Below are 18,771 nucleotides of genomic sequence, written 5' to 3'. Positions count from 1 at the left end.
GCGATGGATTGGATTGCGCGCAAGAAGGATTGGCGGCAGTTCTTCCGGTTCGAAGAGCGCATCAACCGGTTCGTGGGGTCGGCGTATCACTCGGCGCTGTTGCTGGATCCCGACCTCGCGGCGGCGGGGGACAAGGCACCCAGACAGACTCACCCGCCCCTGTGGCGGTTCAGCAACCAGATGCACTTGCTGACCGACATCGGCGACATTCTCTACAAGCAAGCGGTGAAAGACCCTGCCACAGCGGCACTTCCGCGTCCTTTGACCGCCGCTGACCATCTGCGGCTGTCCAAGCGCCAGGCCGGGATGGATCGCACGATCAAGCTGTTCTCCCCTGTCCACGCCGGGCTGACGCCACGGCTGAGCGCGTGAAAGGGGCGATGAGTGGTCGAATATAGCGCCGGTAGTGCCTCCATCAAGATCACGCCGTCGTTCAAGACCTTCGTTACCGAGCTGGATACGTTCCTGACCGGTCTCAAACGCGAGTTCGACGTCAAGATCACCGCCGACACGAAGGTCGCCGACGCCAAGATCCGCAGCCTGCAACGGCTCGCCTCGGACAACCAGAGTTTCACCGTCGGGGCTAACACCATGCTGGCGCGGGCGAAGATCGCGGCGCTGCAAGCTCAGGTGGATTCGCTGCGGGACTCGACCCGTGACCCGGTGCGGATGCGGGTCGATGTCGACCGCAACAGCACCCGCAACGCCTCGAATTCGATCTCCAGCCTGCGGCGTACGTTGCTCAGCGCCCGCCCGGTGCCGATCAGCATCGCCACCGTCGCCATCGCCGGGACCGCTGGGGTGCTGGCGGATCTGGCTTCTATCACCGCCGCCGTCGCCAAGGCCGGTCAGACCATCGCCCTGGTTCCTGCGATCGGGTTCGCCGGGCTGGCCGGGGTCGGGTCGATCGCCTCCGGTGCCAGCGGCATCGTGGGCGCGTTCAAGGCCGCCTCCGCCGCGTCCAAGGACGCCAGCGATTCGATGCGCTCCCAGCGCGACGCTGCCGAGGCGATCGCCGAAGCCGAATATCAGCTGGATCGCGCCAACCAGACCGCCCTGACCAGCCAGCGGTCGCTGTCGGATGTCTACCGCGACGCCTCGCGCTCTCTGCGCGACATGAACGACGATTTGGTCGATCAGAAGTTCGCCACCCAGGACGCGGCGCTCAGTGTCCAGGAAGCCGCGCAGCGGCTGCAAAAGGTGCAGTTCGACGTCACCGCCGATTCCACCACCCGCGCCCGCGCCAAGCTGTCCTACGACGAAGCCGTCCAGCGGCTCAAAGAGCAATCCCAGAAGACCCAGGATCTGAGCCAGGACACCGCCGAAGCCAACCGCAAGGGTGTCGAAGGTTCCGACGCCGTGGTCGCGGCGCGCGACCGCATCGCCGAGGCGATCCATGCCCAGACCCGCGCCGAACAGGCCCTGGAAAAGGCCCGTGAGGACGCGTCGAAGGGGTCGGCCAAGGACGACGCGCTGGCCAAGGCGATGGCGAAGTTGTCGCCCAACGCCAAGGAGTTCGTCAACGACGTCCGCGCCCTGGGCCCGGCCTGGCGTGAGGCCCAGCAGGCCAGCCAGGATGCCCTGACAGCGAAGCTTGGCCCCGATGTCACCCGCCTGGCCCAGGTGCAGTTGCCCGCCTTGCGCGACGGCATGGTCGGCATCAACACCGCCATCAACAGCGGCTTGCGCGCGTCGCTGGCGTCGCTGTCCAGCGACACCAACAAAGCCGACTTCAAGACCAGCCTGGGCAACACCGCCGAGGCGTTCCGCCGCGCCGCCGAAGGTGCCCGGCCGCTGACCGACGCCACCACCAAACTGATCACCGTCGGGACCGGGTTCCTTCCCGCGTTCGGTGACGCGATCCGCCACGCCTCGGTCGACTTCGATCATTTCATTCAGCGCACCGCCGCCGACGGGAGCCTGAAGAAGTTCATGCAAGGCGGCATCGATGCCGCCCGCGAACTCACCCAGACCATCGGCCATATCGGGTCGGCGATCGGCGGCGTGTTCCGCGCCGCCGGGGGTGGTAACGCGCTTCACGACCTCGAAGCGCTCACCGACAGGATCGCCACGTTCGTCAAATCCACTGAGGGACAGACGAAGTTGAGGGAGTACTTCGACGACGGCCGCGCCGCACTCGACAAGATCAAGCCGTTGCTCGAGCAACTGCCCTCGATCATGGACTCCGTCATCGACGGGTTCAAGACCTGGAGCGGCATCGTGGTGCCGTTCCTGACCACCGCTGCGAAACTGCTGGCCGACCACAAGGATTTCGTTCAAACGGTCGTTGTCGCGTACCTGGCGTTCAAGACGATCGCACCCATCGTCAACCTGGTTACCGGCGCGATCCAGGCTGTGCGCGCGCAAATGCTTGCGTTGCAAGGAAGCGTTGGATTCACTACCGGCGCAATGCAATTGGGCTGGCGGCAGGTCGCGGCGTCGATCACGATCGCCGGTCTGGCGATGGCCGGTGTGACGCTGGGAATCACCGGCATCTCCGGGGAGGTCAACAAGGCCAAGGAACGACAGGACGCGCTGGCCGACTCCGCGCGTGACGTCGCGGTCTCGCAGCGGGATATGGCCAGATCGTTCCAGGAATCCGGCGGTGCGGTCAGTGTCGACGTCCTGGACTCCGTCGCCAAACAGATCGACATCGTGCTTGCCAAGGAAAAGGCTCTGGCCGAGTCCAGGCCGGGCGCGTTCTCGGTGTTCACCGGCGGTTTCCAGGACATCAAGGGTTGGTTCCATGGTCAGGCCCAAGCCGGTACCGATGCCGTCCGGGCGGCCGATGAACTGTCCGACGCCAACGCACGGGCGAAGGCTTCTTTCGACGAACTTCAGCTGTCCTCCAAGGAGATCGCTGCCGAAATCACCGGCTCGGACTCGACATTCGCGCAATTCATCGGCCGTTTGCGTGAGACCTCCAACGGTGGCGCGGATGCCGAGGCTGAGATTCGCGCGATGCGCGAACGTATCGCCGAAGCCCGTCAGCTGGCCAAGGATTCCACTCCCGGATTCTTCACTCTCTCCAATGCTATCGAGAAGCTTGCCGACGAATCCTCTACCGCCGCAGACAAAGTCAAGGCGATGCAGGCCGCCCTGGATGTCCTGTCCGGCAAGCCGATCGCGGCCGGGGATGCGCTCGAGGCATACAACCAGCAGATCCGCGACACCATCAAGGCGATCGAAAGTTTCGACCGGTCACAGGGTTTCGGGTCGCAACTGATCAAAGACGGCGATATCGACACCGCCTTGGCCAACGGTAAGCTGTTGCGCGATGAACTGAAGGATCTCACGCGCACGACCCTGGAGGCCGGTGCCGCAGGCAATCCGCTCGAACCGCTGTTCGCGAAAAACGAACAGCAATTCCAGCTGATCGCCGACCGGATGGGCCTGACCAAACAACAGGTCATCGATCTGGCCAAGACCGTGGGCTATCTCCCCCCGGAAATCAAGCTCTTGGCGAGCCTGGCCGGGGCCGACGACGTCACGCAGAAATTGGTGACGATCGGGCAATTGCTGGATTTGCACAAAGACGGCGTCGTCGTCCCGATGAAACTGGTGGACCAGGAATTCCGCGATGAGCTGACCAGGGCTCACGTGGCGATCCAGGAAATTCCCGGCACCAAGGAATTCCGGCTGGTGCCCCAGACCGCCGACGCGATCGCGGAATTGCAGCGCATCGCCGACCAGAAGATCGCGGACAAGCGCGTGAAGGTCGTCATCGACTACGCCACGGACTTGACCGGTTACAGCCTCACGATCACCTCACGCCAGAAGTTGCACGAAGACATCAGCAATGTCGAGATCGCCCCCGGGCTTCCGCGTGCGGCCGGTGGCGAGATCAGCGGTGGCATTCCCGGCAAGGACTCGGTCCCGGTCTGGGCGATGCCCGGTGAACACATGCTCAACGTCGATGATGTCAACCGGATGGGTGGTCAGGCCGGGGTCTACCGGTTCCGGGAGGCGCTGGCGCGCGGTGAAGTACGCGGATATGCCGAGGGCGGCGCGGTCGGTTCGCCGATCGTCGATTCCATGGCGGCGGTGGTGGCCGCGAAATACCCGGGAATGAAACTCACCTCCGGGTATCGCAATAAGGGTGACGATTACCACACCCAGGGCAAGGCTGCCGATTTCTCCGACGGCCAGGACGACACCCCGGGGATGCAATCGCTGGCGGGATTCATCGCGACCAACTACCCGGGCAGTCTGGAATTGATCCATTCCCCGTTCGGGCACAACATCAAAAACGGCCGCGACGTCGGTGACGGCATCTCCACCTACACCGCGCCGATCATGGCCGAGCATCGAAATCATGTGCATTGGGCCAGCTCAGCGCCGGTGTCGGCACCGGGAACCACCGCGCCCGCCGGGTCGATTCCTGCGGTGTCGACCGGAACCAACACCACCACGACCGGCACGCAAACCCAGCTCTACCCGCAGGCCGCACTGCCGGGCCGCGCGAGTGAACAACAGCTGTCCACCCTGACCGCACAGAACGCCGTCGATGCCGCCAACAGTGAAAGAAACGCGGTCTATGCCAATCCGTCCGCGACCGACGCCGATCGCCTGGCCGCCGACATCAAATACCAGCAGGCCCAGAATCAACTGGAATCCACCCAGAAATCCGACACGTCCGCGATCAGCCTGCAAGGAATCTTCTCCAAGGCCGGTTCGATTCTGGCCACCGGAATCCTGTCGGGGCTGGGGCTGGAAAACAGCGTGCTGTCGGAATCGAACGTCTACAACAAATCGGCCAACGCGCTGATCGATCGTTTCGGGCAGAAGCCCGGCGGCGGCGGGTATGCCTATCAGCCGAAGAATCTGCCGTCGACGGTGACGACGGTGACGCCCAGCGATACCGGGGTGACCTCGACCATTCCGTCGTCCGGGCCGATCACCGGCGATCAGAGCAATGTCCAGATTCTGGGGTCGACCACCATCAACACCACCGTCCCGAATTCGGTGACCGGCACCGGCAGGACCGGGCCGGTGGTGGATCGGGTGCGCGGGATCATGGCTGATCTGGGCTGGCACACCGGTGCCCAATGGAATGCGCTGGATCAATTGGTCGAACACGAATCGAGTTGGAATCCCCAGGCCCAGAATCCGACCTCCACCGCCTATGGATTGTTCCAGTTCCTGGACACCACCTGGGCCACGGTCGGTGGGTCGAAAACCTCCGATGCCGGATTGCAGGCACTCTACGGGAGGAAATATATCCAGCAACGTTACGGTGATCCCGCCCATGCCTGGGCGTTCTGGCAGGCGCAGTCACCGCACTGGTATGACGACGGCGGTATCGCCGAAGGCCCCGGCGCGCTGTGGAAAAAGACCCCGCTTCCCGAACGGGTGCTGTCCCCGCGTCAGACCGACACCTTCGAATCGGCGCTGCCGTTGCTGGAGTCGATCAACGCGACCGCCTGGTCGCCCGACCGTATCGATACCGGCGCGATGAGCACTTCGGCGGCCACGTATAGCCGTGGCGGGCACGACTTTTCGACCACGATCGTGGAACCGCGTGTCGCTGATGTCGGGGATCTGGTCGCGCTGGCCGAACGCGCGGCCCAGGCCAAGGCGATCGGGCTGATGGCGGCGATGCCATGAGCGATTTGCTTGCCCTCGCCCTGGTCGGGGTCAAGGGTCGGCGCTGGGACATCTCCGGCCCCAACCAGGGCGCTCAGGGCGTGGAATTGATGCCCAAGCCGGTGCAGTTCTACGACTCCCCGGCCGAAACGTATTGGATCAAATCCGGTGGGGCGCTTCAGAAATACCAGGGCTATTCCTTCAAACGGCGTGATCCGCTGTTCGGGTTGGTGATCTGCGGCGACGATCCGGCCGACGAAGCCGAAATCGCGTCGCAGGTGCGCCTGGACCTGGGCATGTACGACCAGCAGTTCACCTTGGAAGCCCAAACCGCTTACGGCACAAGGTCATTGAAGATGCGGCTGCTGGAAGCGCCGAAGACGGCCGAAACCAGCGACTGGGAGGGCAAGGACCCGCACCTCTACGCCACGTCCACGCTGATGGTCAGCGCGGCGGCGGAGATGCCGCACTGGTATTCCACCCCGGTCACGTCCGCGTGGACCGCGCCGGGCCCGTCGGGGGCGACCGCGAACTTCGTGCATCCGGGCAATCCCGGCGACGTCGTGATCTTTCCCCGCTGGACGCTGACCGGTCCGGGCACCTGGGTGCTGCCGGACCCCAGCTGGGGCCAGGAGATCGACTTCCAGCGCCCGCCCGGCGCGGACGCCGATCGCACCTACACCGTGGTCACCCTGTTGGACGGGGAGGACGTGGAGATCGATACCAACCCCGACCACCCGTACATGATCAGCGCTGCGGGGGGTTTCGGGCCGTGGATGCGCTCCAACGGCCGTGAGCTGATCTATCCCGTGGCCGCGCAGACCCGTCCGGCGCTGGTGCCGGTGGCGGTGAGCGGGGCCGGTGCCGGTGCCACGGCGACCCTGGAATGCGACCGGTGGTATTCGCGGCCGTGGGGGGTGACGTTGTGAGCCTGACCCACGCCGAAATCCACGCCGGGGCCCAGGCGCGCCGCGACCAGCTCGACGCCATGCGACGGGCCCGCCCGCTGGTGCGGCTGTGGACCAACAACCCTGACAGTTCCCCGGGGCTGGTGCTGATGGGCAACGCCGCCGACACGATCGCCGGTGATTTCCCTTGGAAGAGAAACCAATTCGGCTCCACCGGCACGCTGAGATTGCGCCTGGACCACTACCTGGCGCGGTGGCTGATTTCCATCCCCGACAATCCGGATGCCAAGAAAAATGTCGTGATCACCGTTGATCACTACGGTGGCAAAGTTCGCTGGTCCGGGTTGCTGAAGTATTTCAAAGCGGTCAAAAAAGGCGGTATCTGGTATCTCGATTGCACGTTTATCGACGACCTCCAGTACCTGCAATTCATGCTCGGCGCACCGAATCCCCTGCTGCCGATTCCCATTTTTCAATTCCCGCGTGTTCTCCCGATTTTCGGGCCCGCGAAATTCGCGATTTCGCTGATGATTTTCCTCAATCTCCTCCGGTTGGAGGGGAATTTGTGGACACCCAGCGACGACCCCTTCGCGGACAACGGATGGGGAGCGCTGGTCGACTGGTCCGGGTGGCAAGTATTGATGAAGGCCAGCCCGATCGATCTGGACGATTCGTCGGTGTGGACGTTGATCGCCACACGGATGAACAGAATGGATCAGGTCATCGCCAACGCCCTCGATGACGCGCAATTGACGATGCGGTACCGGCGGATTCTGACCGTCGACGGGGAAGTCCCCGATGTGGCCGGGGTCAGTAACGTCGCCAATGGTGCATTGGTGCTGGAGATCGTCGATTCGTCGGGGTATTACTCCCCGGACGGTGTCGCGACCGGTGGCGGGCTCCTGGGCGGTTTGTCGCGCACCATTCAGGGTTTCGCGAACGGTTTCGTGGAGGACGTTCAGACGTTCACCGGTGACGCCGAATCGTGGCCGCCCAGCTACTACGATGCCGACTACCTGGGGCCCGGCGATCCGACGCGGACGTGGATCGTGGTGCGCGACAGCAAGTATTCCTCGATCGACACCTCCGAATGGACCTGGGGCCCGGCGTCGGCGACCCGCGCCATCGTCGGCGGAGACAATCCATTAGCCGATCAGATCACACGGTTACTCATCGAAAGTATCGGTGCACTGATAGGTTATTTCCTCCTCGGGGGATTCAGCGGGCTCGGCTCCATTGTGGCTGACGTGGTGATGCCATTTCTGGTTGGAACTATCTTCGCGTGGTTGGAATGGCAGAACCATTCCCGGGCGCACAATCTGGGCTGGTGTCATCTGTGGGAGACTTTCGGCCAGGGTGCGGAAAACAATGCGTGGAGTTTGGGTGCGATCGTCGCGTTGCGGGGCGCGTTCCTGGCCACCAAGTCCCAAGCCGCGCATGTCATGAGTTTCGGCTCCGGGGGGCGTTTCCTTCCCGGATTGATGTTCATGCCCGGGGATCGGATCGGTTCGACATTCGAAATCGCCACCCCCACGATCCGGGTCGATCAGTGCGAGGAAGTGACCCTGTCCTGGGATTACGGGGCGGGCAAGGCGCACGAATACACCGCCCAGATCGGACTGGCTCAGGCGGCGATGACCCTGGCCGAACGCCAGACCCGTCAACTGTCCTTCGCTCTGGCCACGCTCAGCAATATCGGCGTGCACCTCATCAGCTGAGAAAGGGCCATCCGTGGACGAATCCGATATCACTGGTCTGACCTCCCCGCCGACCCAGGACAGCGCCGATATGAGCAACCCGCGCGAGCATTTCGCCTGGGCCCTGTGCTCGTTCCCGGCACCCAACACCGATATGGGCGATGTCCCCATCCATCCGGTGATCCGCCCGAAGTTCTCACAACGGTTGTGGGACTTAGGTTTTCGCTGGCATGCCGACCTTCAGGCCAAGTGGTTGATCCCCGGCCAGCATCCGGAAGCGGGCTATTTGAACGTTCCCGATGTGGTGGACCGGGAGCAGTACGAGGCATACCGGGCCGCCCACTCCGACCCCGACGTCGAAGCCGACCGGTGGCGCGCCAGCGCGGAACGGATGCTCGCGGCGCTGGATCCGCAACTGGCACAACGGATCAGTGCGATGACCCCGGAGGAGAAAGCCGCTGCGCTCGAGGCACAACGCGACGCGATGCCCGCCGCGTTCGACCGGCTGGAGAAACTACGGGCCGCCGTCGAAGCGGAAAAGCCAGATGGCCTACACGGACAGGAGTCGTCATGAGTACCGACGTTGTCCACGTAGTCATCCTGATAGTGGTCACGGTGAGCCTGCTGCTCCAGATCGCGGGCTGGCGTCGGTGATGGTCATCGGTGTCGTGGCCATCGTGCTGATCGCCGCCGCGCTGCTGCTGGTGGCGATGCTGTTATGACCCGCTACTGGCCCCTGGCCTTGGGCAGCTTCCGATTCGGTTCCGGCTTCGGGCCCCGCGACGGCGGGTTCCACGCGGGCCAGGATTTCGAGGCGGCCGACGGCACCCCGTTCTACGCGTGCGCGGGGGGCACCGTGCTCTACATCGGCGAGGCCCAGGGCTACGGGCAGTGGATCGTCATCGACCACCCCGCCTCCGTCGGCGGGGGGGTCACCGAGTACGGCCACATGTGGCACGCCGGGGCGACCGGCCTCCAGGTCGGCGACCGGGTCGACGGCGGCCAGCTCCTGGGCTACGTCGGCAGCAACGGCCAGTCCAGCGGCCCGCATCTGCACCTGTCGGTGATGCCGCACGGCTACGCCCCCCAAGCCAAGCTCGACCCGATGACGTGGCTGGCCAGCGCCATCTACCCGGATGGAGGTCCGATGATCCGAGGACTCGATTTTGCCGGGGGACGTCCCGGTGCCGCAGCGATCCGCGCCGCCGGATTCGGTTTTGTCGTCCGGTATCTGAGCCACGGCGGCCCGAGCTTGCCCGGCAAACAGCTGCTGCCCGAGGAGGCCGAGGACTACCGCGCGCACGGTGTGGAGATCGTCTCGAACTGGGAGAGTTGGGGCGACCGCATGCGCGAGGGCCGCGCCGCCGGACGCGAGGACGCCCAGGCGGCCCTGGCGCAGGTGCTGGCCTGCGGCGGCCGTCCCAATCGGCCGATCTACTTTTCGGCCGATTGGGACGCCTCCGAGGACGAACAGGACGCCATCGACGAGTATCTGCGCGGCGCGGCGGAGGTCATCGGGGAAGACAACGTGGGCATCTACGGCGGGTATTGGCCGCTCAGCCGCGCCCTCGACCACGGCACCGCCCGGTGGGCGTGGCAGGCCGAAGCATGGTCGGGCTGGAACGTGGACCCGAGAATCCATCTGCTGCAACGAAATTCGGTCGGATACGTGAACGTCGGCGGCGTCGACTGCGACGTCAACGAAGCCCGCAAGCCCGACTACGGGCAATGGTCGATCTCTCAGGAGGCACCGATGAACGATGAGGTACTGGGCGATATCCGCGAACAGCTGTGCGGCACCGGCCAGCGCGAACCCGGCCACTACGGCGGATGGCCCCAGCTGGGTGATCGGACCGTGGTCGACGCGCTGGCGGCCATCGGCGCGAAGCTGGGCATCGACGGGTTCGAGGGGCCATGCGCGCGTACCTGACCCGGCTGCGGGAAAACGAACCGCTGCAACTGATCCTGTGGCCGGTGCTGGGCGCGATCACCACCATCCTGGTCGCCCGGGGCGTCATCGGCGACGACATGGCATCGGTCATCACCGCCGTGGCGGTCGCCGTGCTGGGCGGGTCCGGGGTCATCGCCGCCCGATCCCAGGTCACCCCGGCCGGGCATCTGCCCGACGCGGTGGCGGCGGCGGGGGTGGGGGCGATCGAACGGTTGCGCGGCCAGGTCGCCGACACCCTGGGCCAGCCCGGCGTGGATGTCCTCGATCAGATCCAGATCATGATGGCGGCGGCCCCGCCGCCGCAGACCGGGCGTCGCTGACCCCAGGAAATGACGTGTTGTGGTGCTGGCCCAACAGCAGGTCGAACCGATCTCCAACAACCTTGCCCAGTACGGCGCGGTCGGCGTGCTGGCCCTGGTCGGGCTGATCGGGGTCTGGATTCTCTGGAAACGAATCGATCGTATCTATGAGGCAGAGAGCCAGCGCCACGATCGCCTCTATGAGACCGAACGTCAACGCGCGGATCGTCTTGAGGCGCAACTTATTTCACTCAACGGGCTCATCTCCAGTGAACTGTCCGGACACCTGGTACGTGCGACAGAGGCCATGCGGGAGGTCACGCAAATGCTTCGGAACAGGGGCGATCAGTGATGGCTGCCGAACGGCGCGACGTTCGCATCGTCATCGCCGAAACCCGACAAGCCCTCGACGAATTCGAGGCGCGGCTCAACGAATTCTCTACCGCCCTGGACGATTTGGAAGCGGAGACGCAGAGGCAGCGCCGGGGCGACCCGCACCGGAAGGGCTGGATGTGAGCTGGCGGCGGGCGCGTTCACGCGCGAAGACGGATCCCGGCCACGCGCTGGCCCAGGCGCGCGCGGTCGAAGCCGATCTGCGGGAAATCCTGGCGACATTACGCACTCACCTCGATGACCTCGAGACCGAATTGAGTTCCAGGCCAGGGCTATCCAAGGGAGGCGACGATGCCTGACCGCATTCCCGAACTGATGGGCGCGCTGGCGAAGACCGAAAAGGCCGTCGTCAAGCTGGCCGACACGGTGGAGGTCCACGAATCGACGCTCAAGCGGGTCAAGATCGTCTCCGCTGGCGTGATGCTGGGGCTGGCGCTGGATCTGACCCTGACGGTGCTGGTCGGGGTGGGCATGTTCGGCCTGGGCCACAGCCAGCAGCGCATCAACGAACTCCAGGCCCAGGTCAGTGCGGACACCGCCCGCAACCAGCAGGCCCAGTGTGCGTTCATCGCGTTGTTCTCCCAGTTCGAATCCCGCACGACCCGGTCCCCGAACTATTCCGATGACGAAAAGGTGTTGCAGGCCAAGGCATACGCGACCCTGCGCCAGATCGGCGTCGATCTGGGATGTGTGAGCAAATGAGGTTGGGCAAGACGCCCGCGCGGATCAACGCCACCCAGCTGAAACTGACCGACTACTGGGACCACACGGTCGTATCCGCGCATATCCCAGCCGAATTCGGCACCGACGCGCTGGGCATGGAATGGGGGATGCACGGCAACGACGTCCGCGCCACATCGGTGTGGGCCGGTGCCGCCCATGAGACCCGCTGGTGGGCACAGGAATCCGGTACATCGGTCACGATCAGCACCGACAACACCCTGTCCGACTACGCGACGGTCACCGGATTTCAGGATCTGGGCACCGACCTCCAGACCGCTGCCTCCTATCGCCGCCGGGTCGGGATCCTCGACGCCGACGGCAACCGGCACCGCATCGGCGGGTACGTCGCGCTGACCCCCGGCGATCCCGACCAGCTGGCGGCGGCGGTGTATGTGTTCGGCGCGGCCGGGGTGGGGCTGCGCCTGCCGGAATACGCGCTGGCCGACGCCGAGGCGGGCCGGGTCTGGGATCTACGCCAAGGCATCCCCGATATCGCTGGGGGACAGTACGTTCCGGCGGTCGGCCGCAGCAGTGAGGGCAACTTCTACGTGATCACCTGGGGGCGGATCCAGCCGATGAGTGAGGGTTTCTATCGCCGGTACTGCGATGAGGCGCTGGTGTATTTCTCTACTGATTTCCTGCGGGCCGGTGTGAGCCCGCCGGGCTTCGACCGGGCCCGGTTGCTCACCGACCTGGAAGCGTTCACGCGCCGATGACCAATCCCGGCGGACCCTCAGGACTCGAACCCGGCCAGTGGGGGGTGACCGGCAAGGACGGCAGCATCACGGCCAAAACCGGCCACACCCAGGCCAACGTCACCCAGACCCTGCAAGATCAGTTCACCAGCGACCGATTCAGCTCCCTCAACGGCGGCCTGGTCGCGATGATCATCTCTTTCATCGTCTCCGCGATCGCTGGAATTCTGGGTGGCTTCGCCACGGTCATCGAGGCCATTTTCGGGATCGTCGACAACGGCTATGTGCAAGCGATGCCCGTGGTTCAGGCCCAGGCGGGGTCGATCTCCGCCACCAAGGCGGCCGTGGTCACCACCTCGATCATCTCCGGGCAGACGGTGACCCGCTACGTCTACACCGGTGCCGGTACCTGGACCAAGCCGAGTGCGCCTGCGGGGAAACGGATTTCGCGTATCGCCGCCGCGTGCATCAACGGCGGCAACGGGGGCAACGGACCGCCGGGCATCAACGGCGAAGGGGCCGAAGGCGGCGAAGGCGGCGGGTATGCCTACGCGGAATGGAAGCCCGATGAGGTGCCCGCCACGGTGACCATCACCGTCGGCGCACTGGGTAACGGGGGCCCCACCAACTCCATCGGGCAAGTGGGCGGCGTGTCCAGCTTCGGATCGTTGCTCAGCGGCAAAGCGGGAACGTCCTCGATCCGCACCGCTCAGGGTGCGGTCGGCTCGACGTGCGCCCCCGGGCGCGGCGGCAACGGCGGCGGCGGGGCCTACAGCGAGAAATACGAGTACGCCAGCCCCGGCCTGCGGGGACAGTCCACCGCACTGAGTTCCGGCGGCAACGGAGGCCCCGCGCACGCCTCCGGCGCGACCGCAGGCATCACAGCCACCGACCCCCAGATCTATTCCGGCGGCGGCGGGGGCGGCGGCGGCGGCGGGAGCCTGGGGGCCAGCGGCAGCATCGGCACCGCGCTACGCCCCGGCGGCGGTGGGGCCGGGACCGCGCCCGGCGGCGGCGGGGGCGGGGGCGGGGGTGGTCAGCGCGGCGGTATCGGCGTCGGCCCGTTTCTGCCCGGCGGCCCCGGCGGCAACGGCGCGGTCGTGGCGTGGGTGTACATGGAGGACATCACGTGAGAGCTGAACTGGTTTTCGACGAACACCCGTCCTGGATCGGGGACGCGCGTATCTATCGGCTCACCCCGCCCTATCACGGCCACGACCATGTCGCGGTCACCGTGCATCCCGTGGAGTACGGGCAATGGCAATCCGCCGGTGTCGACGTCGTCGGATGCGACGAAAACGGTTGTATCGCAGGCGATCACGTCGTCCCGATCTTTCAGAGCTATGTCGTGATGAGCCATGCGGAGGTCTTGGCCGTACTCGGATACGGGGAGGGGACATCGTGACCACCATCGCGGAAACCTTGCGCAATATCGCCGGGGTCGATGAGACGGAGCCCCTGACGTTCTTCATCGATGAGTTGCGTGAAAACGCGGACGGCACAGGCACAGTCACGACACGTGTCCATCAGGTGTGGCCGGTCGACGGCCGCGTGGTGACCGAAGATCTGGATCCGGGCCCGGCGCGGGTGCGGATCGGGCTGGTGACCTATCCGATCGTCATTCCCGATTCCCAGTCGGCCGTTCGGCTGTGGCCCCTGCTGGACGCATCCATCCCCCCGCCGCCGCAGACCAACCAGTTCGTGCGCAACGGCGGCGGGATCGCCCGCGCCCAGCGGATCACCGCGTCGGCCTATGCGGCGCTGGTCACGCCGGACCCTCAAACGCTGTATTTCGTTGTGGCCGACTGACATTCATTCCCCGAACCCCCGCCGTTCCGGTGGGGGTTTTCGCATGTAAGGAGCCTTGATGGCGATCACCAGCAAGTGGTACGGGCTGGCCTTCAGCAGCGCGTTCAGCAAGAAAATCGATCTGACATCCGACACGGTCAAGGTCATGTTGGTGACGTCGTCCTACACCTTCGATCAGGACGCGCACCAATACAAATCCTCGATCACCAACGAAGTTACCGGCACCGGGTACACCGCTGGCGGGGCGACGCTGGGTTCTCCGACGCTGACGTATACGGGCGCGACGAACACACTGGCTTTCGATGGTGCCGATGTGTCCTGGACCTCCGCGACGCTGACCGCGCGCGGCGCGGTCGCCTATGACTCCACCCCCGGCACCGACGCCACCCGCCCGCTGTTGGTCTATGTCGATTTCGGCGCGGACGTCCCCGTGACGTCGGGCACGTTGTCGCTGACCTGGGACGCGGCGGGCATCTGCTCTGTGGTCGTGGCGTAAGTCATGGTCTACACACCGCAGAGCTGGTCGAACGGCGCGATCGGCGGGACGCCGATCAGCGCTGCGCGGCTCAATCACATCGAAGCGGGGATCTCTGCCAGCATCCCCAAGGGCGACTCGTTCGTGTCGGTCAGGGACTACGGTGCGGTGGGCAACGGGTCCGCCGACGACACGGCCGCCATCGCGGCGGCGTATGCGGCAGCCGGGGGCAAGCCGGTGTTGTTCACTGCCGGTGTCTACAAGGTGACCGCGTTGCCCGCGTTGATCGACGGGGATCGCCTCATCGGGGTGGGGCCGTTGGACGCCGAAATCGTCTACACCGGAACGGGTACCCTGCTGCCGCTGACCGGCCGCCAGGATATCGCGATCCGGTCGCTGGGTATCCATCTGTCCGGTGCCGGGGCGACCGCGATCGATCTGTCGGGGTGTTTCCAGATCAGCATCGACGACGTCCGTATCCGGGGCTCCCACGACGGCACCACCGGATCGACCTATCACGGGCAGACCGGAATCCGGTTGCAGGACAACACCGGTAACTCGAGGATACACAACAGTGTGATCCAGAACCTGGGCGTGGGCATCGAAACCTCATGCATTCAGAACGAATTGACCAACTGCAAGATCGTCAATTCGTACACCGGCATCCTGGGTGTGGGCGGCACCGCCAACGCGGGGATCGTCTGTATCGCTTGTGAATTCATCAGCAATACCGATCCCGACACCACTCTTGTGCACGTCGACATCACCGGCAGCGCCAGCACCTGGGTGTTCGACGGGTGCTGGTTCGAGGGGTCGGACTACGGATTCAGGGTCGGGGTCTTCGGCTCCGGCGGACCGTCGAGTTTCACGCTGGTCGGTTGCAAGATCGGCGCGAGAGTCGTTGGGCTGCAACTGAATCATTGCCGACAGCCCAGCCTGATCGCATGTGAGTTCAATTTGGACTCCGGCGGCACCATGGATGAGATCGTCTTCGGCGGCAGCCCCGCCGGTGATGAGGTGATCGAAGGGCTGGCGCTGAATCTGGTGACCACCATCCGATCCGATTTCGACGACTCCGATTTCCCCCAGTACTGGATCGTCTCGCGGCGCGGGCAGTTCCGTGCCCCCAATGTGACTGTCTCATCGAATATTTCGGTCGACGGCACCGTCGACACCGGCAATTTGAAGATCCGCAACGGCGCGGCCGTCGGCAAAGTCTGGAAATGCACCAACGCTGACGGTAGCGGCAGCTGGCAGACGCCGTGAGCCTGTACCCCGACGCCGACGTCTACCCCGGGGAGAACCTGTACGCCTCCGGTATCGGCGGCGGGGCGTTCTCACGCGGGCGCACGGGAGTGCTCTACGTCGGTGAGGACCCCGTCATCGCCGCATACCTGGGGGATCTGCTGATCTGGGACGGCACCGTGTCCCAGTTCGCCACGGTGCCCGCCGCGACGTCGGCCGCCTATGGCTGGGCCCCGGTGGTGAGCGCGCAACCGCCCGCGCTCAGCGTCCCGATCGCCACCGCCACCGCGTCGGCCGCTGCGCCGACGATCACGGTGTCGCGCACGATGATCGCTCCCATCGCCCAGGCCAGCGCCAGCGCGCCCGCCCCGGTCGTGTCGGGCGGTGCCACGCTGGCGGTCCCCGTCGCGGGCGCGTCGGCCTCGGCCACGCCGCCGCTGAGCGACGCTCAGGTCGTCGTGCCCGCCGCCACCGCGACCGCTCAGGCGCTGGTGCCCGGCCTGGCCACCACCGGCAGCAGCGCTATCGGTGTCCCGATCGCCACCGCGACCGCGTCGGGGACGGACCCGGTGGTCATCGTGTCCGCCACACAGACGGTGCCGCTGGCCACCGCGTCGGCATCGGCGCTCGCACCGGTGGTCTCGCGCAGCAAGACGATCGCGCCGCCGATCGCCACCGCGTCGGCCTCCGCGCCCGCCCCGGCCGTGGCGGCGGTGATGTTCACCCCCAGCGGCATGACCAAATCCGGTACCCAGACCTGGGCCAGCTCCGCGACCTGGGTGGCGATCACGACCTGGGTGGCCAACACCGCCACCTACCCGGGCAGCACGATCACCAGCGACCGCCTGGTCGTGCAAGGCACCAAGACCAACGCCACACTGAACGCCCAAATCCCTTTCAGTGGAGGGTTTTTCAGCCGTCAGCACACCGTGCGTCTGGTCAGTCAATCCGGGGCCGTCATCGCCACCGGTGCCACGGTGACCGCCGATTCGGGGACGTGCACCGTTACCGCGACCAACGTCAATCTGAGCGGCATCACCAGCGTCGGGGTGCAGATGAACACCAACGGATCCAACGCCGGAACCGTCTCCACCGGCACCGGCACCTTCCTGACGATCACCTAACACCCGGGAGAACCTGTGACGGCACCTCCGTTGTTCGACCCGCCGCAAATCCACAGTCTGCCGGTGTCCTGGCACGGTGATTGCGTCGTGGACTTCCAGCAGTACGACCCCGACGACGCCGCCCAGATCCCGCCGGTGTGGACACCGCTGGAATACGAAGACGGCGTCACGGCGTTCCTGGACGTGAAAACCGATCCCCCGCAACGCTTCACCGCCACCATCACCGGCTACCACGCCGTGGTCCGGATCGAATCGGAGGTGGCCGACACCCTCCGCGACGGCTGGTGCTGGGTCTTCATCAAACGCTATCCCGGCACCCCCACTACGGAAGTGCCGATCGTCAACGGCGTGATCGCCCGCTACGACGGCAAAACCTCATGACCACCACCGTCATCCGGGTCGTCTCCCAAACCGCGAAGGTACGCGCCCAGCCGGTCAACCCGGTCGTGGTCACCCCCGGCCAGAGCCCCCGCGTCCTGGTCGCCATCACCCAAGGACCCCCGGGACCACAAGGCCCGCAGGGCATTCCGGGGGAGGGGGTGCGGGTCTGGGGGGAAACCCCGACCGGCGCACTCAATGGCGTCAACACCGCGTTCACCACCGCCTACCCCTACCGGGCCACCTCCACCGCCGTCTACCTCAATGGGCTCCGCGAATTCGAATACATCGAAACCGACGCCAGCACAGTCACTTTCATCGATCCGCCGCTGAGCACCGATGTAGTCGCCATCGACTACGCCATCGACTAAGGAAGGCCCCGTTCCAATGACGACAACACAGATCGACGGCGGGCGGCAGATCAAATCCGCCACCATCACCGGCGACCGCATCGTCTCCAGCACCCTCACCGACGGCCTACTGGCCACTTCCTATGTGAAGGCCGACGGGTCCCGCGCTTTCACCGGCGATCAGTCGATGGGCTCGCACAAGCTCACCAACCTCACCGACGGCACCAGCGCCCAGGACGCGGTGACCCTGGCCCAATTGGACGCCCGCTCACAGGGATTGGACTCCAAGGCCAGCGTGCGGGCGGCCACCACGGCAGCGGGCACCCTGGCCAGCTCGTTCGAAAACGGCGACGCCATCGACGGGGTCACCCTGGCCACCGGCGACCGCATTTTGATCAAGAACCAGTCCACCGGCTCAGAAAACGGCATCTACACCGTCAACGCCTCCGGCGCGCCCACGCGCGCCACCGACGCCGACTCGAGCGCCAAGGTCACCCCCAACCTGTATGTGTTCGTGGAGGAAGGCACCACCAACGCGGATACGGGCTGGACGCTGACCAACAACAGCACCATCACCCTGGGCACCACCGCCCTGACCTTCACCCAATTCACCGGTGCCGGTGCCGTCACCGCCGGTGCCGGTCTGACCAAGACCTCCAACACCCTCGACGTGGTCGCCGGTGACACGAGCCTGACCGTCAACGCCGACGAAGTCCATGTCACCCTGGGCGATGCCTCCCTGGAGGTGTCCTCGGGCCTGCGGGTCACCCACGGGTCCAGCGGTCAGGTGTATGTCGCCAACGCCTCCGGGGTGTGCACCCCGGTCACCATGTCCGGCGACGCGACGATCGCCGCCAGCGGTGCCCTCACGCTGGTCTCCACGGTGGTCAAGGAGGCCGACTACGTGGTCCGGGAAACCCCGTCGGGCAGCGTGAACGGCTCGAATACCGCTTACACTCTTGCCAATACGCCTGTCGCCGGTACGGAGTCGGTGTTCCTGAACGGGCTGTTGCAGGAGCCGGGCGCGGGTAACGACTACACCATCAGCGGTGCGACGATCACCTACCTGACCGCCCCGGCCACCGGTGACCGGTTGCGCGTGAGCTACATCAAGTAATGGCACGCACGGAGGTTCGCG

General features: G+C 65.5%; 22 protein-coding genes. 21 read left to right on the top strand and 1 reads right to left on the bottom strand.

Annotated features, from left to right (window positions below; genetic code table 11):
• Positions 1-3 precede the first annotated feature (3 nt).
• Positions 4-372: a hypothetical protein gene (locus tag ACFQ9K_RS41190; protein ID WP_378713943.1), complete on the top strand. Its 369-nt coding sequence runs from the start codon at positions 4-6 to the stop codon at positions 370-372.
• Between the two features lie 254 nt (positions 373-626).
• On the opposite strand, the gene ACFQ9K_RS41185 is transcribed toward ACFQ9K_RS41190, so the two are convergent.
• Positions 627-770, bottom strand: a complete 144-nt coding sequence (locus ACFQ9K_RS41185) for a hypothetical protein (protein ID WP_378713942.1) — start codon at positions 768-770, stop codon at positions 627-629.
• Here ACFQ9K_RS41185 and ACFQ9K_RS41180 point away from each other — a divergent pair.
• From ACFQ9K_RS41180 to ACFQ9K_RS41085, 20 genes are all read left to right on the top strand, one after another.
• The gene (locus ACFQ9K_RS41180) at positions 757-5,607 is read left to right on the top strand and encodes a transglycosylase SLT domain-containing protein (protein ID WP_378713940.1); all 4,851 of its coding nucleotides are present in this window, start codon (positions 757-759) and stop codon (positions 5,605-5,607) included. The genes ACFQ9K_RS41185 and ACFQ9K_RS41180 overlap by 14 nt on opposite strands.
• On the top strand, positions 5,604-6,515 hold the full coding sequence (locus tag ACFQ9K_RS41175; protein WP_378713939.1) for a hypothetical protein: 912 nt from the start codon (positions 5,604-5,606) through the stop codon (positions 6,513-6,515). The genes ACFQ9K_RS41180 and ACFQ9K_RS41175 overlap by 4 nt, the downstream gene beginning before the upstream one ends.
• Positions 6,512-8,212, top strand: a complete 1,701-nt coding sequence (locus ACFQ9K_RS41170; RefSeq protein ID WP_378713937.1) for a hypothetical protein — start codon at positions 6,512-6,514, stop codon at positions 8,210-8,212. The genes ACFQ9K_RS41175 and ACFQ9K_RS41170 overlap by 4 nt, the downstream gene beginning before the upstream one ends.
• Before the next feature lie 13 nt (positions 8,213-8,225).
• A complete protein-coding gene (locus ACFQ9K_RS41165) occupies positions 8,226-8,765 on the top strand; it encodes a hypothetical protein (RefSeq protein ID WP_378713935.1) in 540 nt (179 codons plus the stop codon).
• Positions 8,737-8,913 carry a hypothetical protein gene (locus ACFQ9K_RS41160; protein ID WP_378713933.1) on the top strand — a complete coding sequence of 59 codons (177 nt, stop codon included), beginning with the start codon at positions 8,737-8,739 and terminating at the stop codon, positions 8,911-8,913. Before ACFQ9K_RS41165 ends, ACFQ9K_RS41160 begins: the two co-directional genes overlap by 29 nt.
• Entirely contained in the window at positions 8,910-10,121 is a 1,212-nt protein-coding gene (locus ACFQ9K_RS41155) for a glycoside hydrolase domain-containing protein (RefSeq protein ID WP_378984394.1), read from the top strand. The genes ACFQ9K_RS41160 and ACFQ9K_RS41155 overlap by 4 nt, the downstream gene beginning before the upstream one ends.
• A complete protein-coding gene (locus ACFQ9K_RS41150) occupies positions 10,106-10,462 on the top strand; it encodes a hypothetical protein (protein ID WP_378720778.1) in 357 nt (118 codons plus the stop codon). Before ACFQ9K_RS41155 ends, ACFQ9K_RS41150 begins: the two co-directional genes overlap by 16 nt.
• 19 nt (positions 10,463-10,481) lie before the next feature.
• Complete coding sequence (locus ACFQ9K_RS41145) at positions 10,482-10,793, top strand: hypothetical protein (protein ID WP_378720777.1); 312 nt, start codon at positions 10,482-10,484, stop codon at positions 10,791-10,793.
• Positions 10,793-10,957 carry a hypothetical protein gene (locus ACFQ9K_RS41140; RefSeq protein WP_378720776.1) on the top strand — a complete coding sequence of 55 codons (165 nt, stop codon included), beginning with the start codon at positions 10,793-10,795 and terminating at the stop codon, positions 10,955-10,957. Before ACFQ9K_RS41145 ends, ACFQ9K_RS41140 begins: the two co-directional genes overlap by 1 nt.
• Before the next feature lie 168 nt (positions 10,958-11,125).
• Entirely contained in the window at positions 11,126-11,536 is a 411-nt protein-coding gene (locus tag ACFQ9K_RS41135) for a hypothetical protein (RefSeq protein WP_378720775.1), read from the top strand.
• On the top strand, positions 11,533-12,273 hold the full coding sequence (locus ACFQ9K_RS41130; RefSeq protein WP_378720774.1) for a hypothetical protein: 741 nt from the start codon (positions 11,533-11,535) through the stop codon (positions 12,271-12,273). The genes ACFQ9K_RS41135 and ACFQ9K_RS41130 overlap by 4 nt, the downstream gene beginning before the upstream one ends.
• Positions 12,270-13,385, top strand: a complete 1,116-nt coding sequence (locus ACFQ9K_RS41125; protein WP_378720773.1) for a hypothetical protein — start codon at positions 12,270-12,272, stop codon at positions 13,383-13,385. The genes ACFQ9K_RS41130 and ACFQ9K_RS41125 overlap by 4 nt, the downstream gene beginning before the upstream one ends.
• Positions 13,382-13,657, top strand: coding sequence for a hypothetical protein (locus ACFQ9K_RS41120; protein ID WP_378720772.1), 276 nt, complete (start codon positions 13,382-13,384; stop codon positions 13,655-13,657). The genes ACFQ9K_RS41125 and ACFQ9K_RS41120 overlap by 4 nt, the downstream gene beginning before the upstream one ends.
• Entirely contained in the window at positions 13,654-14,061 is a 408-nt protein-coding gene (locus tag ACFQ9K_RS41115) for a hypothetical protein (RefSeq protein ID WP_378720771.1), read from the top strand. Before ACFQ9K_RS41120 ends, ACFQ9K_RS41115 begins: the two co-directional genes overlap by 4 nt.
• Positions 14,062-14,119: 58 nt before the next feature.
• Positions 14,120-14,557, top strand: a complete 438-nt coding sequence (locus ACFQ9K_RS41110; protein WP_378720770.1) for a hypothetical protein — start codon at positions 14,120-14,122, stop codon at positions 14,555-14,557.
• Between the two features lie 297 nt (positions 14,558-14,854).
• Positions 14,855-15,802, top strand: coding sequence for a hypothetical protein (locus ACFQ9K_RS41105; protein WP_378720769.1), 948 nt, complete (start codon positions 14,855-14,857; stop codon positions 15,800-15,802).
• Positions 15,799-16,905: a hypothetical protein gene (locus ACFQ9K_RS41100; RefSeq protein ID WP_378720768.1), complete on the top strand. Its 1,107-nt coding sequence runs from the start codon at positions 15,799-15,801 to the stop codon at positions 16,903-16,905. The genes ACFQ9K_RS41105 and ACFQ9K_RS41100 overlap by 4 nt, the downstream gene beginning before the upstream one ends.
• A 15-nt stretch (positions 16,906-16,920) precedes the next feature.
• A complete protein-coding gene (locus ACFQ9K_RS41095) occupies positions 16,921-17,286 on the top strand; it encodes a hypothetical protein (RefSeq protein ID WP_378720767.1) in 366 nt (121 codons plus the stop codon).
• Positions 17,283-17,654 carry a hypothetical protein gene (locus ACFQ9K_RS41090; RefSeq protein ID WP_378720766.1) on the top strand — a complete coding sequence of 124 codons (372 nt, stop codon included), beginning with the start codon at positions 17,283-17,285 and terminating at the stop codon, positions 17,652-17,654. Before ACFQ9K_RS41095 ends, ACFQ9K_RS41090 begins: the two co-directional genes overlap by 4 nt.
• A gap of 16 nt (positions 17,655-17,670) precedes the next feature.
• The gene (locus ACFQ9K_RS41085; RefSeq protein ID WP_378720764.1) at positions 17,671-18,750 is read left to right on the top strand and encodes a hypothetical protein; all 1,080 of its coding nucleotides are present in this window, start codon (positions 17,671-17,673) and stop codon (positions 18,748-18,750) included.
• The last annotated feature ends 21 nt before the right edge of the window (positions 18,751-18,771 follow it).

Origin of the sequence: Nocardia sp. NPDC056564, assembly GCF_042793755.1 — a bacterium.
Taxonomy (GTDB): Bacteria; Actinomycetota; Actinomycetes; order Mycobacteriales; family Mycobacteriaceae; genus Nocardia.
This window is presented reverse-complemented; position numbering and strand designations above follow the sequence as displayed.